Source organism: Nocardia mikamii NBRC 108933 (genome assembly GCF_001613505.1).
Lineage (GTDB): Bacteria > Actinomycetota > Actinomycetes > Mycobacteriales > Mycobacteriaceae > Nocardia > Nocardia mikamii.
The window spans coordinates 66,133-81,466 of record NZ_BDCM01000003.1; the positions used below are offsets into that span (position 1 = coordinate 66,133).

The window sequence follows — 15,334 nt, forward strand, 5'->3', positions numbered from 1 at the left end:
ACCCTTCGACCCACGACGCCGCACGGTCCGCCGCAGGCGCTCACCCCGGGGAGGTCTCCGTGGAGGCGCCCCCGGCCACGCCGAAGACCGCCCGGCGCCGGGGCGCCACCGAGCACTCCCCGCAAGCGGAGCTCAACGCGCTGGCCCGGCGGGTGGCGACCGCGCGGGGCAAGCTGCCCCTGCAAGCGGATCCGGCGCTGTTCGCCGAACTGTCCGATCGGGAGATCGCCGCCGAACGTGATCTCGCCGAATGGATCCGCACCCAGCGCCGCCGGCAACGAAAACGCGCGGTGACGGCCCAGCTGTCGGCCGAGAAGCGGGATCGCCGCGTCGCCCTCGCCCTGCGCCGGGCCGACGACGCGGACGCTCGCTGGCACCGGCGGGCCCGCGCGGCACGCATGCGGGTGTCGAATCCCGACGCGCGCCTGGCGCAACTGTTCCGCCGCGCCGAATGGTCGTCGCGGGCGCTGATCGGCGTCGTCGTCCTCGGCATGGTGTGGGCGGGAGTGAACGTCCAGCACAACCTCGTCCCCAGCGGCGACATGTCGGATCCGCTGTACTGGCTCAGTTACGGCTTCGAGGCGATGATCTCGATCCCGATCATCACCATCATGGTGGTCGCCACCACCGCCGCCCGATGGGGCCGCGATATCGACCGCGGCAAGGTCGTCTTCCTGGAAACCGCGCTGCTCGGTGTCACCATCGCCCTCAACGCCGGCCCACATCTGGTCGCGGGCGCACCGGCGCGCGCCGCCGAGGCCGCCGTCGCCCCCGTCATGGTGGGCGTCGTGATCTGGTTGCACGCCTGGGTTTCCGCGCGCTACGCCCAGCTCATCGATGACATCCCGATGGAGGACATCGACTCCGATCTGCCGCCGACCGGGTACCGCCCGAGCTACCGGCCCGACGACCTTCCGGAATGGGCGGAGGCACGTCCGCTACCCGACGGTGCGGGGCACGCGGAACTCCCCAGTTATCCACAGCTCCCGTCGACGCCTGTGCCGCAACCTGTTTCGGTGGCGGGATGGGAGGCGTCGCTACTGCTCGCGGACGCGGTGGAAAATCGCCGGCCTACGACCGCGACGGCGGCCGCTGCCGGGGCAGCGGCCGAACCCGTGTCTACACCGCCGCAGTCCGCCGCGCGCACCGCACCGCCCCCTTCGCCTGCGACCACGGCAAACGCATCGTCGACCGCGCAGGGCCCGGCTCCCGTCGAGCCGGCCACCGCATACGAGGTGCTCACCGAGGCGACAGCCACCGGCGACTCCGCCGACGCGGCAACCGGCAAGGCCGACGAGCCAACGGTAAACGCTCCGGCGCCAACGGAAGTCACGGAGGCCGAGGCGCTCGCGCACTCCGATGAGCGGTCGGGATCACACGGTGCCGGGCTTCGGATCGTCTCCGACGAACCGCGCAAGACGCGCACGCGGCGGGCCGTGGACGACGCCGTGCAGTTGGTGCTGGGTGAGCCGGTCGCCGAAGCACCTCGATCCGTCGCGGCCGCAACCGAACTCGACCGCACGGCGCCGACGGACGCCCCGGCCGACCTCGCCCACGCCGAAGACGCGGAGGTGGACGACGCCGAATTCGCCGATATCGAATCCGTCGCTGTCGATTCCGTCGCTGTCGATTCCGTCGCTGTCGATTCCGTCGCTCTCGATTCGGCGGAGGACGAGACCGGCGAGGTCGCCATCCGGTCGGTGGCACACGAAATCCGCCGCCGCGGCCTGTCCAAGCTGTCGGTCGACCAGCTCGCCGAAATCCTCACCCTCACCGACGAATCGTGGACCCCCGCCGCGATCGGCGCCGCCATCGGCCTGCCGGGCTCCCGGATACTGGGAATCTTGGAGGCGGCCCGCCGCATCAGCATGCCCGTGGCGGTCGGCGGCTGACCGCGCCGGGCCGCGATCTGTCCCGGCATGCGCTGAGCGCCGATTCGCGACGCCGCTACCAGGCGGTTCAGGCGCCTCGAAGGGCCCGATAAGGAACCTCACAGGCTCGGTCGTAATCATGGAGTGCGACGACCGACTCGAGGAAGCAGATGATCGAGACCTTTCCGCGAGCGCATTCGTCGGCGACCTTGCCGCGCGACGGACGGTGCTCCTGCCCACGGATCACGACACGATGAGTACGGCGATTGCGACATCGGTCCGCGGTACGCCCACCTCCGTCGCGACCGAATCCGGAGAGGCCGCACAACCCCAGCCGTCGCGGCCCTATCTGCATCAGGTCAACCTGTTCCGGATCCTGACCTTCGCCAGCGTGATCGCCGTACACGTGATCGACAGATCCAGTGATCCGAACAATGTGTCCGCGAACGGGGCCATGGTCCTGCTGCACTTTCCCCGCGAGGCCTTCTTCACGCTGACCGGATTCGTGCTGATCTACCAGTACGCCGACCGGTCCTTCGACGCGCCGCACTTCTGGCGCCGCCGCTTCGCCCTCGTCGGCATCCCCTACGTCCTCTGGTCGGTGTTCTATTGGGGCTATTCGGTGGTCGCCGGCATTCATCAGGAGTCCGCGGCGGGAGCGGTACGCCGGTTGGCGATCGAACTCGTGACCGGGGAAGCCTGGTATCAGATGTACTTCCTGCTGGTCTCGATGCAGATCTACCTGCTCTTCCCGCTGTTGCTCCGGTTCGTCCGCTGGTCGGCCGGCCACCACCGGTGGGTGCTCGGGACGAGTGCGCTCGTACAAGCGGGCATGCTGTCGGCGCTGACGCATCCGCCGACGCTCACCGGCATGCCGGAGCAGCTGTGGGACCACCTCTACGTGACGGTACTGCCGTACCAGTTCTACATCCTGTTCGGCGCGGTCGCCGCCTGGCATATCGGCACCGTCGACCGGGCCGTGCGGCGCTTCGGCCCACTGCTGATCCTCGGCACGGTCCTCGTGGCGGCGGGCGCCGAGTGGTGCTATCAGCACGCCGTCGCGAGCGGCACCACCCCGTGGCAGGCCGACAACGTCTTCAACCCGTACATGGCCGTCTATTTCGTCGCGCTGATCGTCGGCCTCTACACCGTGAGCACGTGGTGGTCCTGGCTGCGGCCGAAGTATCGCGTCGTCGGCCGCATCTCGCGCTACGGCGCCGATCGCTCCTTCGCGGTCTTCCTGATGCATCCGATCGTGCTGGAACTGCTGATCCCCCTCTATCCGCAGCTGCACGACACGGTCGGCGCCGCGGGCGCGACGGCCCTGTTGTTCGTCGCGGTCCTGGCGGTCACCCTCGCGGTGGTCGGCGTGGTGCGCCACGCGCCCGGCAGTATCTACCTCACCGGCCGGCCCCGGATCGAAGGCACCACCCCGCTCGTTCGCCGACTGCGGTCGATCGGCCCGGCATCGCCGCAGCGTGTGACGGCATTCGAGACCGGTCACTCCGTCCCGGAGTCGTACGGACGGCCGTCGTCCGCCGAGGCGCCGGCGGCATAGGTCGTGGCTTCTGCGGCGACCGCGTCCGATGCGAGATCGACGGGAACAGCAGCACTGGCATGGCGGTACGCCTCGGCAAGGCCGGCGAGTTCGGCCGCGGTGAGCACCTCCTCGATCCGATCGAAGCCGAGCGGCGCCCGTTGCGCCACCGCGTGCAGCACCCGGTCCATCGGCATATCGCGGTTCGCCAGCACGATGGCGTTGACCGCCTTCCGCCGGACCTGCTCGTAGCGCGCCAGTCCGGCGATCGGATCCGCGGCCGCGGCGAGTTCGGACGCCAGAACGCCGGCGTCGAGAATGGCTTGCGAGCCGCCGTTGGAGCCGACCGGATACATCGGATGTGCGGCATCGCCCATAATCGTGACGCGTCCGGTCCCCCAGTGCGGCAACGGGTCTCGGTCGACCATCGGATACTCGAGCACTTCGGCGCTGGCGCGCAGCAAGGCGGAAATGTCGACACCGGCCAGGCGCCAACCGTCGTAGTGTGGGAGCACATCCGCCAGCCGCCCGGCGCGATTCCAGTCCGGGCTCTGCGCCGCCGTATCGTGCCCGCGCACTTCGGCAACCCAGTTCACCAGCGAACTCCCCCGACGATGCGCGGCGCCGGAAATCGGGTACATGACGAATTTCGCGGCGTGGTTGGAACCCGCGACCACCATCGTCCGGCCGTCCAAGAAGGGCCGAATCTCACTGACGCCCCGCCACATTCGAATGCCGTTCCACAGCGGACGTCCCTCGGCCGGATGCAATTGCGCTCGGACGGCCGAATGCAGACCGTCGGCGCCGATCAATACATCCGCAGTCTCCTCGACGAAGTGGCCCGCGGACCGGTCGCGGAAGCGGCAGCGCACCCTATCGGCGTCCTCGGTGAACGAGTGCAGCGCCAGCCCTTCACGCACGGCGTCCGCTCCCAGCCGGGCACGCACCAGCTCCACGAGCAACTCCTGCAATTCGCCGCGATGGACCGCATACTGCGGCCAGCGCTGACCGGCGGCCAATCCGCGTGCCTCACTCCAGATTCGATTCCCGAACCGATCCAGGTGCAGCGTGCGCGACGTCGCGATCGCGCAATCGGCCAGGGCCGCACCGATTCCCAGCTCGGTCAGTTCCCGCACCGCATGGGGCAACAGATTGATCCCGACACCGAGGGGACGCAGTTCGGTGACCGCATCGAAAACCACCGCGTCGATGCCCACCCGGTGCAGACAGGCCGCCGCGGTCAGTCCGGCGATCCCTGCGCCCGCGATCACAACCCGCATCACCGCTCTCCCGCCGGTAGTCGCAGTGAATCGAAATTCCGTACACCCCACACCTTCTCGCTCCTCCCGCCGATGCCCCGAGGACGCGAGTAATCTACCGATTCTCAGGTGTGGGCAGCCCAGTCATTCACCGTGGGTGGGTGTGTTCCGATCGACGGCCACCCGCGGCCGGCCGGTTATCGGTGCGGTGGCAGCAGACGTCCGGTGAAACCGGCCGCCACCAGCCGCTCGTACGCGGCGCGAACCGCGTCCGGAACATCCTGTTCGATCGCCCATCCCTCGGCCGCATACCGCCACACCCGTTGCGTATCCCCCACCAGCATCGTGACGACTCGCTCCGCATCGCCGATCCGCGCCACATAGTCGTCCAGCGACTCCGGTAGTGAACCGCACACCACCTCGACCTCAGGCCACCGCTTCCGGCAGGTCGCAAAACTGCGCCGCTGTTGATACGGCCGGCAGATCAGCAGAACCGACCGCACGACGCGACCGGAGTCGCGCAGCAACGCACGCGAAAGGTCGATGTTCTCAGCGGTGTTCGTGGCGCGGGGCTCGACCAGGACAGCTTCGTCCGGAACACCCTGCGCGACAGCGTGTTCCCGATAGTGAACCGCCTCCCCGTCCGGAAACTCGGCAACCGTCGTGGGCGCATTGGCGCCACTGAACACGATCGTCGAAAAGATCCCCCGCCGAAACAGCTCGACCGCATACACCGCCACCCCGATGTCGTGACTCCCCAGCCCGATCCCCACATCCACCGGCCGCGTCTCATGCCCCATGAGGTTGTACTCCCACAGGGTGCGGACATCTGGTCGAATACGCTCGGGAATCCGCATCCGTCGATCATACGAACGCGGCGGATACTCGCCGGCCGGTGTGGTTGTCGCAGACCCGTCGCGTGCGAACGGCTGCCGGTCCGGCGAAACCGCAAGCGGAATGCTCGGCCTCGGATGCACGAAGGCCCGCTTCCCGAACAGGAAGCGGGCCTTCGTATTTCGACTACACAGCCGAGGCCGGGAAGACTACTTCGCCTTCTCCAGAACCTCCACCAGCCGCCACCGCTTGGTGGCCGACAGCGGACGGGTCTCCATCAGCTGCACGCGGTCGCCGACACCGGCGATCTCGTTCTCGTCGTGCGCCTTCACCTTCGAGGTGGTGCGGATGATCTTGCCGTAGAGCGGGTGCCGGTTACGGTCTTCCAGCTCGACAACGATCGTCTTGTTCATCTTGTCCGAGACGACGTAGCCGACGCGCACCTTGCGCGAGCCACGTTCGGTCTCCTTGGCCGGCGTCTTGGCCGGGCCCTTTACGTCGCTCATGCGGCGTCTCCCTTGCCTTCAGGACCGGAGGCCAAGCCGAGCTCGCGCTCACGCATGACCGTGTAGATGCGCGCGATCTCGTGACGAACCACACGCAGGCGCCGGTTGTTCTGCAACTGGCCGGTCGCCATCTGGAAGCGCAGGTTGAACAGCTCTTCCTTCGATTCACGCAGGCGGGCGACGAGCTCGTCCTCGTTGAGCTCGCGCAGGTCTGCGGCCGGAGTTCCGGTAGCCATCAGAACTGCTCCTCCCTGGTCACGATCCTGCACTTCATCGGGAGCTTGTGCATCGCGCGGCGCAGCGCCTCGCGAGCGGTCTCCTCGTTCGGGTAAGACATCTCGAACATCACGCGACCCGGCTTAACGTTCGCGACCCACCACTCCGGCGAACCCTTACCGGAACCCATGCGGGTTTCGGCCGGCTTCTTGGTCAGCGGGCGATCCGGGTAGATGTTGATCCAGATCTTGCCGCCACGACGGATGTGGCGGGTCATCGCGATACGCGCCGACTCGATCTGCCGGTTGGTGACGTATGCCGGCTCCAGAGCCTGGATGCCGAAGTCACCGAACGCCACCGAGGTGCCGCCCTTGGCCATACCGGTACGACGGGGGTGATGCTGCTTGCGGTGCTTGACCTTGCGGGGCATCAACATGGGTCAGCCCTCCTGATTCTCTGCCGGAGCCTCCGCCACCGCGGTGGCGGCCCGTCCGGCCTCAGTGCTGGTCGCGGTGGTACCGGCCGAACCGGACCGCCGCGGACGGCTCGGCCGTTCCCGACGCTCGCGACGCTCGGGCTGCGCGGCGGCGGCGGTGACCTCACGCTTGCCGCCGACGATGTCGCCCTTGTAGATCCACACCTTCACGCCGATGCGGCCGAAGGTGGTGCGAGCCTCGTACAGGCCGTAATCGATGTCGGCGCGCAGCGTGTGCAGCGGCACCCGACCCTCGCGGTAGAACTCCGAGCGCGACATTTCGGCGCCGCCGAGGCGGCCCGAGCACTGCACTCGAATGCCCTTGACGTTCGGCGAACGCATGGCCGACTGGATGGCCTTGCGCATCGCGCGACGGAACGCCACACGGTTGGACAGCTGCTCGGCCACACCCTGGGCAACCAGCTGCGCATCCGACTCGGGGTTCTTGACCTCGAGGATGTTCAGCTGAACCTGCTTGCCGGTGAGCTTCTCCAGCTCGGCGCGGATGCGGTCGGCCTCGGCGCCGCGACGGCCGATCACGATGCCCGGACGCGCGGTGTGGATGTCCACCCGGACGCGGTCACGAGTGCGCTCGATCTCGACCTTCGAGATGCCGGCCCGCTCCATACCCGTGCTCAGCAGCTTGCGGATGGCTACGTCTTCCTTGACGTATTCCTTGTACTGCTTGTCGGCGTACCAGCGGGACTTCCAATCGGTGGTGATACCGAGGCGGAAGCCGTGGGGGTTGATTTTCTGTCCCATTTACTTAGCCCCTCCCTTCCGGCGGCTACGAGCCGGGGCGGCGGAAGCGACGCTCTCGACCTCGATGGTGATGTGGCTGGTGCGCTTGCGGATCCGGAACGCGCGGCCCTGGGCACGCGGCTGGAAACGCTTCATGGTCGCGCCCTCGTCGACATACGCCGTCGAGATGACCAGGGTGTCGGGGTTCAGGCCGAAGTTGTTCTCGGCGTTCGCCGCGGCGCTGGCCACGACCTTGGCGACGGGTTCGCTGGCGGCCTGCGGTGCGAAGCGCAGGATGTTCAGCGCATCCTCGACCCGCTTGCCGCGGACCAGGTCCACGACGCGGCGAGCCTTCATCGGAGTGACGCGAACGTGCTTCGCGGTCGCGCGCGCGGTCGGGTTCGCCTCGGGTTCGCTCAGCTGTGCTGTCTGGCTCTTCGCTTCGCTCATCGCCGCTTGCTCTTCCGATCTTCCTTGACGTGGCTCCGGAACGTCCTGGTCGGCGCGAACTCACCGAGCTTGTGCCCGACCATGTTCTCCGAGACGAACACCGGCACGTGCTTGCGGCCGTCGTGGACCGAGAACGTGTGGCCGATGAAATCGGGGATGATGGTCGAACGACGCGACCAGGTCTTGATGACCTGCTTGGTGCCCTTCTCGTTCTGGACGTCCACCTTCTTGAGGAGGTGTTCGTCGACGAACGGGCCCTTCTTGAGGCTGCGTGGCATCTTTAACCTCCTCCTTAACGCTTCTTGCCGCGGCGGCGGACGATGAGCTTGTCGCTCGGACGGTTGGGCTTACGAGTACGGCCTTCGGGCTTACCCCAGGGCGAGACCGGGTGGCGACCACCGGAGGTCTTGCCCTCACCACCACCGTGCGGGTGGTCGACGGGGTTCATGACGACACCACGGACCGTGGGGCGGCGACCCTTCCAGCGCATACGGCCGGCCTTACCCCAGTTGATGTTCGACTGCTCGGCGTTGCCGACCTCGCCGACGGTGGCGCGGCAGCGCACGTCGACGCGGCGGATTTCACCGGAGGGCATACGCAGGACGGCGTAGGCGCCTTCCTTACCCAGCAGCTGGATGCTCATACCGGCGGCACGAGCCAGTTTGGCGCCACCGCCCGGACGCAGCTCCACCGCGTGGATGGTGGTACCGGTCGGGATCGAGCGCAGCGGCAGGTTGTTGCCGGGCTTGATGTCGGCGCCGGTGCCGGACTCGATCCGCGTGCCCTGGGCGATGCCCTTCGGCGCGATGATGTAGCGCTTCTCGCCGTCGGCGTAGTGCAGCAGGGCGATGTTGGCGGTGCGGTTCGGGTCGTACTCGATGTGAGCGACCTTGGCCGGGATGCCGTCCTTGTCCAACCGGCGGAAGTCGATCAGACGGTAGGCCCGCTTGTGACCGCCACCGCGATGACGGGTGGTGATCCGGCCGTGCGCGTTACGACCACCGGACTTGGTGAGCGGGCGCAGCAGCGACTTCTCGGGAGTGGACCGGGTGATCTCGGCGAAGTCCGAAACGGACGACCCGCGCCTACCCGGCGTAGTCGGCTTGTACTTACGGATTGCCATGAGTTCTTCTCTACTTTCTGAAGATCCGACCGCTTACGCGACCGGGCCTCCGAAGATCTCGATGGGCTTGCTGTCGGCCGAGATGGTCACGAGCGCGCGCTTGGTGCTCTTGCGCTGGCCGTAACCGAAGCGGGTCCGCTTGCGCTTGCCCTGACGGTTGGCAGTGTTGACGCTGGTCACCGTGACGCCGAAAACCTTCTCGACGGCGATCTTGATCTGCGTCTTGTTCGAGTCCGGGTGCACCAGGAAGGTGTAGGTGCCCTCTTCGATCAGCCCGTAGGACTTCTCGGAGATCACCGGCGCGAGCAGAATGTCGCGGGGGTCGGCGATGGTGGTCACTTGCTTTCCTCCTGTGCAGACTCGGCCGGGCCGTGCACGAACGCGTTGAGCGCCTCGACGCTGAACACGACGTCGTCGCTGAGCAGCACGTCGTAGGTGTTCAGCTGGTCCGGCGCGATCGGGTGCACACCCTGCAGGTTCGCCACGCTCTTCCACGCGGTGACATCTTCGCGGCCCACCACGACCAGAACCTTCTTGCGGTCCGACAGCTCGGCCAGGAAGTTCTTGGCGGCCTTGGTGGACGGCGTCTGGCCCGCGACCAGTTCGGTCACGACGTGGATGCGCTCGTTGCGGGCCCGGTCCGACAGGGCGCCACGCAGGGCGGCGGCCTTCATCTTCTTGGGCAGACGCTGCGAGTAGTCGCGCGGCTGCGGGCCGTGCACGGTGCCACCGCCGGTGAACTGCGGCGCACGGGTCGAACCCTGGCGGGCGCGGCCGGTGCCCTTCTGGCGGTACGGCTTCTTACCACCGCCGCGGACGTCGCCGCGGGTCTTGGTGGCGTGCGTGCCCTGGCGAGCCGCGGCCTGCTGGGCCACGACGACCTGGTGCATCAGCGCGATGTTGGCGGTCGCGTCGAAGATCTCCGCGGGGAGCTCGACGGTGCCGTTGGACTTGCCGCCCGGCTCTTTCACCGGGAGCGTAAGATTGGTCGCCTTTTCCGACTTCACAGTGTCGGTGCTCATGCCCGGGCACCACCCTTCGCAGCACTCTTGACGATCACGATGCCGCCCTTGCGGCCCGGGATCGCGCCCTTGATCAGCAGCAGGCCGTTCTCGGCGTCCACCTTGTGGACCGAGAGGTTCTGCGTGGTCACGCGGTCGTTACCCATCCGGCCGGCCATCCGCATGCCTTTGAAAACACGGCCCGGCGTCGAACATCCACCGATGGAGCCCGGCCGGCGGTGCACGGCCTGCGCACCGTGAGCGGCGCCCTGACCCTTGAAGCCATGACGCTTCATGACACCGGCGTAGCCCTTGCCCTTGCTGGTGCCGGTCACGTCGACGTAGGTGCCCTCTTCGAAGACATCGGCCGACAGTTCCTGGCCCACCTCGAACGAGGCGGCGTCGGCGACGCGGATCTCGGCGACGTGGCGACGCGGGGTGACACCGGCCTTGGCGAACTGCCCGGCGACGGGCTTGATCACCTTGCGCGGGTCGATCGCGCCGAAAGCGATCTGAACGGCGGAGTAGCCGTCGCGCTCCTCGGTGCGGATCTGGGTCACCACGTTCGGTCCGGCCTTGATGACGGTCACGGGAACGACGCGGTTCTTGTCGTCGAAGACCTGGGTCATACCGAGCTTGGTGCCCAGGATGCCCGCCGCCGGCCTGTTCTTGTTGTCAGTCATATCTGCAATCCCCGTCACTGAATGTTGACGTCGACGCTGGCCGGCAGATCGATGCGCATGAGCGCGTCGACCGTCTTCGGCGTCGGGTCGAGGATGTCGATCAGCCGCTTGTGCGTGCGCATCTCGAAGTGCTCGCGCGAGTCCTTGTACTTGTGCGGCGAGCGGATGACGCAATACACGTTCTTCTCGGTCGGCAACGGCACCGGCCCGACGACGCGGGCACCGGTGCGGGTCACCGTCTCGACGATCTTGCGCGCAGACGCATCGATCGCCTCATGGTCGTAGGCCTTGAGCCTGATGCGGATCTTCTGTCCCGCCACGCTGAGTGTCCTTTTCTCCGCTTACGTTGTGACCCAGGAGCTTTCGCTCCCGAACCACCCTCATTTGCACAGCCCGAACACACGAAGACGCATCAGCCACCATCACGACCGGGGCGCACCCGATCCATCGCCGCTGTTCATCTGTCATGGTTCTTCCGGTCCACGCGGTCGGGCGTGTCGCCCCTCCGCTCATTCTCCGACCCCGGGCATACTTCACCTGGTGGGTCTCGGAACTTCGTCCCGGACGTACCCGCGCCGGACTCGACGCCGATACTCAGTGGGTCCTGCTCACCTACCGGCGATGGACACGCACCACCGCTGCAGGCAACCCGAACAGTATGCCCGAGGCCCCCCACCCACTCCAAATCGGGGGTCGTGCCTGCCCGGACCGGACCGGGAACGGCCCGCGTTCGGGCGGGTGCACTCCGGCGACCACGAATCCGCCGTACCTCCAACACCTCGGAGAAGCCGCCGGTGCGCTACCGACTCGGCCGGCTGCGCCCGCGTACCACTGCCGCGATCGCCCGGACCGATCATCAGGGTATCGCCCGGGCGATAGCGGCCCCATCGCACAAAACTTACTTCACAGTAAGATATGGGCATGAACCAAGAGACCGCCACGTACCGCGGCTGGAAGAAGTTGCCCGACAATCGCCTCGGACATGCGCTGTTCTCGCTCGGCATGATCGCCCGGGTCCCCTACTTCGGCACCATCGTGCCCAACGTGGTCCGCTTGGAACCGGGGATGTGCGAGGTCACCGCCCCCAAATGGTTCGGCATCCACAACCACCTGGGCACCTTCCACGCCATCGCGGCGTGCAACCTGGCCGAGGTCGCGATGGGCATGCTGAGCGAGGCCACAGTGCCGACCACGCATCGGTGGATTCCGAAGGCGATGAATGTGCAGTACCTGACCAAGGCCGAATCGGGCCTGCGCGCGGTGGCGAAGCTGGAACGGATTCCGGACTTCGACACCATCACCGCGGGCGCCGAAGTGGTAGTCCCGGTGTCGATCTACGACAAGCGTGGCCGCGAGGTCGTGCACGCCGATATCACCACCTGGGTCACCCCCCGGTAGCGCTCAGCAGGGCGGAAGTGACGGCGCGCCGCTCACCGCGGCGGTGATCACAGCAACCGCGCGCGGGTCGGACAGCAGTTCCGCATGGCCCACCTGGAGCCCTGGGCAGCCATCCTGAATCCAGACATTGCGGTTGCCGTCCTGCGGCTCGGATAGCAGTGCGGTCTCCGGTGGAGTGATCACCTCGTCCGTGCGGCTCGCGATCGCGGTGTAGGAAATCCCGGGGCGGGTTTCGCCGCCCGCGTTCAACCCGTACAGCGTCGGCGTGCCGGGAGCCTGCTCGGCGCCCGCCGGGCCGTAGATCTCCGCCGCCGTCTCGGGTCCGTTCATCCCGAGCGCGCCGTAGAAGGGATACATCGTGGGCAGGCCGGAGAAGGTGGATCCGCGATAGGGCGTTCCCACGGTGACGACGCGCGCCACGGTTTCCGGGTGCCGTTGCACGAGCTCGCGAATAACGTTACCGCCGGTGGAATGGCCCAGCATGATCACCTGGGGCGCCCCGGTGATACCCCGTACCATCGCCACGAAGGCAGCGAGTTCGGTGGTCTGAGAGGAAATGTCGGCCACGCCATAGGGAACATTGCCGAGCAGCGCCGTGGATACCGGCCCCAGGCCGGGCCAGGACGGTTTGACCACCCCGTTCACACCGAGCACCGGCAGCCGCGCCCGCCCGATGTCGGCGGCGAATACGCAGTAACCGAGTCGGTGCAGCTCCGGCGCCAGCACGGCGAAACTGGACTCCGCATCGGTGGCCGCCCCGTGCGCGAGAACCACCGGAAAAGGCTTGTCCCGGGTCGGCCTGCAACCGAAATCGTTCGTACCGGCGAGGGTAGGAACCTGGACCGGAAGCGCGTGGGCTCGAGGGGTGATGACAGCGTTCAGGGCACACAGGACGAAGGCGACGACTGCGAACCGCATCCTAGTCATGCCCGTCGATAGTAGCCGGACGATCGCGCAACACTTCCACGCCGCGACCGCGTTGTCGATCACGAGGAACAGGCGATTTCGCGGCAACAGCATCTCGGCCCGCGCGACGCGTCTCGAAACGATTACGCGACGTCGCGACGGCGAGGTTTGTCCAGGCTGCGAGAATGGCGGCCATGAGCGCGCACCATGTCCACCGTGCCGATCTGTGTGTCGTCGGGCTCGGTCCCACCGGCCGGGCCGTCGCTCATCGCGCGATGCGGGCGGGCTTCGATGTCGTGGCCGTGGATCCGCGACCCGAGCGGCTGTGGCCGCCGACCTTCTCCTGCTGGGTCGACGAATTGCCGCAATGGCTTCCACACAGCGCTATCGCCCAGCGCATCGAGGCGCCGACCGTATGGACGCGATCACAGCACCGCATCGAGCGCCCGTATTGCGTGCTGTCCAAACCCGGTCTTCGCGAGGTGCTCGCGCTCGACGACGCCACCGTCCTCGCCCAGCGGGCCACCGCCGTCGGCGCTCATCGGGTGGAGTTGCAGGACGGCGGCACCGTCACCGCGACGACCGTCGTGGACACCCGCGGGCTGGCCGCTCCCGGCAGCCGGCGCACCGCCAGCGCACACGGCATTTTCGTCGATGCCGAGGTGGCGGCGCCCATGGTCGGCGACGGCGAGGGACTGCTGCTGGACTGGCGCGACGAGAACGGCGCGGGCCCCGGTGAGCCGCCGTCGTTCCTGTACGCGGTGCCGCTCGGCGACGGCACCGTGATCTTCGAAGAGACCAGTCTCGGCCTGCGCGGCGGTATGCCGCAGCACGAATTGCGTCGGCGCACGCTCAATCGCCTTGCCGCCCATGGCATCCGGCTACGCGGCGACGAACCGGCCGAGGCCGCGCACTATCCGCTCGATCAGCCCCCGCCGCCGGTCCGCGCCGGGCTGCGCGCGGCCGACCCGATACGGTTCGGCTCCCGCGGCGGCATGATGCATCCCTGTACCGGCTACAGCGTCGCCGATTCACTCGCGCTGGTGGACACGCTGATCGAGGCCCTGCGTACCGGCACCGATCCGGTCCGGGCGCTGTGGCCGTGGCAGGCCCGGCTGGTGTACTGGATGCGGACGCGCGGGCTCTACGGCCTCGGGCGGCTCACCACCGCCCAGTCGATCTCGATGTTCGAGGCCTTCTTCACGGCCTCGCCGCGCCAGCAGCGGGCACTGCTGTCCGACCACGACGATTACGCCGCCCTCGGCGCCGTGCTGTTCATGACGGTGTCACGGACCTGGCCGTTCCGGTGGCGCTACGACCTGGTCGGCTGGACCAACCGCAACCGGTGGGTGGATTACGACTATCAGGCCGCGATCGCAAGCGGGCAAGTCGACCGGCTGTTCCCCTGATCACGGGACTGAATCACGGGCACTGGTGGGCGAATACCGCCTTGCGCTTGCCCAGCATCGCCGCGGCGCCCTCGGCGAAATCGGGTGAGCGCAGCAGCTCCGCCTGGCCCGCTTTCTCGGCGGCCAAGGTCTCGTCCAATGACGCCAGCGCCGCGCGGTTCAGGGTCCGCTTGGTGAGTTCGAGGGCGCGCCGGGGACCGTGGGCGAGTTTCGCGGCGACGGCTTCGACCTTGGCGTCGAGTTCGTCGGCGGGAAGCACTCCGGCCAGCAGACCGCGGCGATAGGCCTCGGTCACGGGCAGCCGTTCGCCGAGTAGCGCCAGCTCCGCCGCCAGTGCCCGCCCCGAGGCCGCCGCTACCAGCGCCGTGGCACCGCCGTCCGGCATCAGCCCGATGTTGATGAACGCCTGCAGCAGATAAGCTTCCTCGCTCGCGTAGGTGAAGTCGGCGGAAAGCGCCAGCGCCACACCGATTCCCGCGACCGCGCCCCGCACGCGGGCGATCACCGGCACCGGCGCGTCGATGATCGAGCGAACCATGCGATTCGCACCGTCCATCGTCATCTCCGGGGTGATGCCCCGCTGCTTCTCCGCGACCGCTGCGGACAGGTCGGCGCCGGTGCAGAAGTCGCCTCCCGCACCGGTGACTATCACCACGCGCACCGAAGGGTCCGCTGCCACGTTCCGGAAGGTGTCGCCGAGAGCGATCATGGCGTCGTAACTGATGGCGTTCTTACGACCAGGGTTGTCGATCGTCACCCGCAACACGCGATCGTCCCGCACGATGGTGAGGCCGGGGGTGTGGTCGTGATCGCTCATGGTTACTCCCAGGTGGGTCGCGATGGCGGCGACGAGACGAGAATGATGGTTAACATTGCGAATTGTGGTTAACTTATGTTGACTTGTCCAGCGCTGTCAACCAATGGC

19 protein-coding genes are annotated in these 15,334 nt (G+C 67.6%); 4 read left to right on the forward strand and 15 right to left on the reverse strand.

Annotated features, from left to right (window positions below):
- The first annotated feature begins 59 nt into the window (after positions 1-59).
- Together NMI01S_RS01895 and NMI01S_RS01900 are read left to right on the forward strand one after the other, a co-directional pair.
- A complete protein-coding gene (locus NMI01S_RS01895) occupies positions 60-1,892 on the forward strand; it encodes a hypothetical protein (RefSeq protein ID WP_157126011.1) in 1,833 nt (610 codons plus the stop codon).
- A gap of 232 nt (positions 1,893-2,124) precedes the next feature.
- Positions 2,125-3,429, forward strand: coding sequence for an acyltransferase (locus tag NMI01S_RS01900; RefSeq protein ID WP_167669860.1), 1,305 nt, complete (start codon positions 2,125-2,127; stop codon positions 3,427-3,429).
- On the opposite strand, the gene NMI01S_RS01905 is transcribed toward NMI01S_RS01900, so the two are convergent.
- From NMI01S_RS01905 to rpsJ, 13 genes are all read right to left on the reverse strand, one after another.
- Positions 3,372-4,688, reverse strand: coding sequence for a flavin-dependent oxidoreductase (locus NMI01S_RS01905; protein ID WP_062994315.1), 1,317 nt, complete (start codon positions 4,686-4,688; stop codon positions 3,372-3,374). The two genes, NMI01S_RS01900 and NMI01S_RS01905, sit on opposite strands and share 58 nt — an antisense overlap.
- Positions 4,689-4,864: 176 nt before the next feature.
- The gene (locus tag NMI01S_RS01910; RefSeq protein WP_062994316.1) at positions 4,865-5,524 is read right to left on the reverse strand and encodes a YdcF family protein; all 660 of its coding nucleotides are present in this window, start codon (positions 5,522-5,524) and stop codon (positions 4,865-4,867) included.
- Positions 5,525-5,710: 186 nt separating this feature from the next.
- Positions 5,711-6,007, reverse strand: coding sequence for a 30S ribosomal protein S17 (gene rpsQ / locus NMI01S_RS01915; RefSeq protein WP_036498176.1), 297 nt, complete (start codon positions 6,005-6,007; stop codon positions 5,711-5,713).
- Positions 6,004-6,243, reverse strand: a complete 240-nt coding sequence (gene rpmC / locus NMI01S_RS01920; protein WP_025347181.1) for a 50S ribosomal protein L29 — start codon at positions 6,241-6,243, stop codon at positions 6,004-6,006. The genes rpsQ and rpmC overlap by 4 nt, the downstream gene beginning before the upstream one ends.
- Complete coding sequence (rplP, locus tag NMI01S_RS01925; RefSeq protein WP_030513364.1) at positions 6,243-6,659, reverse strand: 50S ribosomal protein L16; 417 nt, start codon at positions 6,657-6,659, stop codon at positions 6,243-6,245. Before rplP ends, rpmC begins: the two co-directional genes overlap by 1 nt.
- 3 nt (positions 6,660-6,662) lie before the next feature.
- The gene (rpsC, locus tag NMI01S_RS01930; protein WP_039776445.1) at positions 6,663-7,460 is read right to left on the reverse strand and encodes a 30S ribosomal protein S3; all 798 of its coding nucleotides are present in this window, start codon (positions 7,458-7,460) and stop codon (positions 6,663-6,665) included.
- Positions 7,461-7,859, reverse strand: coding sequence for a 50S ribosomal protein L22 (gene rplV, locus NMI01S_RS01935; protein WP_062994714.1), 399 nt, complete (start codon positions 7,857-7,859; stop codon positions 7,461-7,463).
- A 26-nt stretch (positions 7,860-7,885) separates the two neighbouring features.
- Positions 7,886-8,167: a 30S ribosomal protein S19 gene (gene rpsS / locus NMI01S_RS01940; RefSeq protein WP_030513362.1), complete on the reverse strand. Its 282-nt coding sequence runs from the start codon at positions 8,165-8,167 to the stop codon at positions 7,886-7,888.
- Positions 8,168-8,181: 14 nt separating this feature from the next.
- The gene (gene rplB, locus NMI01S_RS01945; RefSeq protein WP_036498168.1) at positions 8,182-9,012 is read right to left on the reverse strand and encodes a 50S ribosomal protein L2; all 831 of its coding nucleotides are present in this window, start codon (positions 9,010-9,012) and stop codon (positions 8,182-8,184) included.
- A gap of 33 nt (positions 9,013-9,045) precedes the next feature.
- Positions 9,046-9,351 carry a 50S ribosomal protein L23 gene (gene rplW, locus NMI01S_RS01950; protein WP_025347175.1) on the reverse strand — a complete coding sequence of 102 codons (306 nt, stop codon included), beginning with the start codon at positions 9,349-9,351 and terminating at the stop codon, positions 9,046-9,048.
- A complete protein-coding gene (rplD, locus tag NMI01S_RS01955) occupies positions 9,348-10,034 on the reverse strand; it encodes a 50S ribosomal protein L4 (protein ID WP_062994317.1) in 687 nt (228 codons plus the stop codon). Before rplD ends, rplW begins: the two co-directional genes overlap by 4 nt.
- The gene (gene rplC / locus NMI01S_RS01960) at positions 10,031-10,696 is read right to left on the reverse strand and encodes a 50S ribosomal protein L3 (RefSeq protein WP_062994318.1); all 666 of its coding nucleotides are present in this window, start codon (positions 10,694-10,696) and stop codon (positions 10,031-10,033) included. The genes rplD and rplC overlap by 4 nt, the downstream gene beginning before the upstream one ends.
- Before the next feature lie 14 nt (positions 10,697-10,710).
- Positions 10,711-11,016: a 30S ribosomal protein S10 gene (rpsJ, locus tag NMI01S_RS01965; RefSeq protein WP_003938093.1), complete on the reverse strand. Its 306-nt coding sequence runs from the start codon at positions 11,014-11,016 to the stop codon at positions 10,711-10,713.
- Positions 11,017-11,617: 601 nt separating this feature from the next.
- Here rpsJ and NMI01S_RS01970 point away from each other — a divergent pair.
- The gene (locus NMI01S_RS01970; protein WP_062994715.1) at positions 11,618-12,094 is read left to right on the forward strand and encodes a hotdog fold domain-containing protein; all 477 of its coding nucleotides are present in this window, start codon (positions 11,618-11,620) and stop codon (positions 12,092-12,094) included.
- A 3-nt stretch (positions 12,095-12,097) separates the two neighbouring features.
- On the opposite strand, the gene NMI01S_RS01975 is transcribed toward NMI01S_RS01970, so the two are convergent.
- The gene (locus tag NMI01S_RS01975; RefSeq protein ID WP_245716669.1) at positions 12,098-13,084 is read right to left on the reverse strand and encodes an esterase/lipase family protein; all 987 of its coding nucleotides are present in this window, start codon (positions 13,082-13,084) and stop codon (positions 12,098-12,100) included.
- Between NMI01S_RS01975 and NMI01S_RS01980 the strand changes: the two genes are divergently transcribed.
- Positions 13,030-14,409, forward strand: coding sequence for a lycopene cyclase family protein (locus NMI01S_RS01980; RefSeq protein WP_501193594.1), 1,380 nt, complete (start codon positions 13,030-13,032; stop codon positions 14,407-14,409). The genes NMI01S_RS01975 and NMI01S_RS01980 overlap by 55 nt on opposite strands.
- Positions 14,410-14,422: 13 nt before the next feature.
- On the opposite strand, the gene NMI01S_RS01985 is transcribed toward NMI01S_RS01980, so the two are convergent.
- Positions 14,423-15,226: an enoyl-CoA hydratase gene (locus NMI01S_RS01985; RefSeq protein ID WP_062994319.1), complete on the reverse strand. Its 804-nt coding sequence runs from the start codon at positions 15,224-15,226 to the stop codon at positions 14,423-14,425.
- Positions 15,227-15,334: the final 108 nt, after the last annotated feature.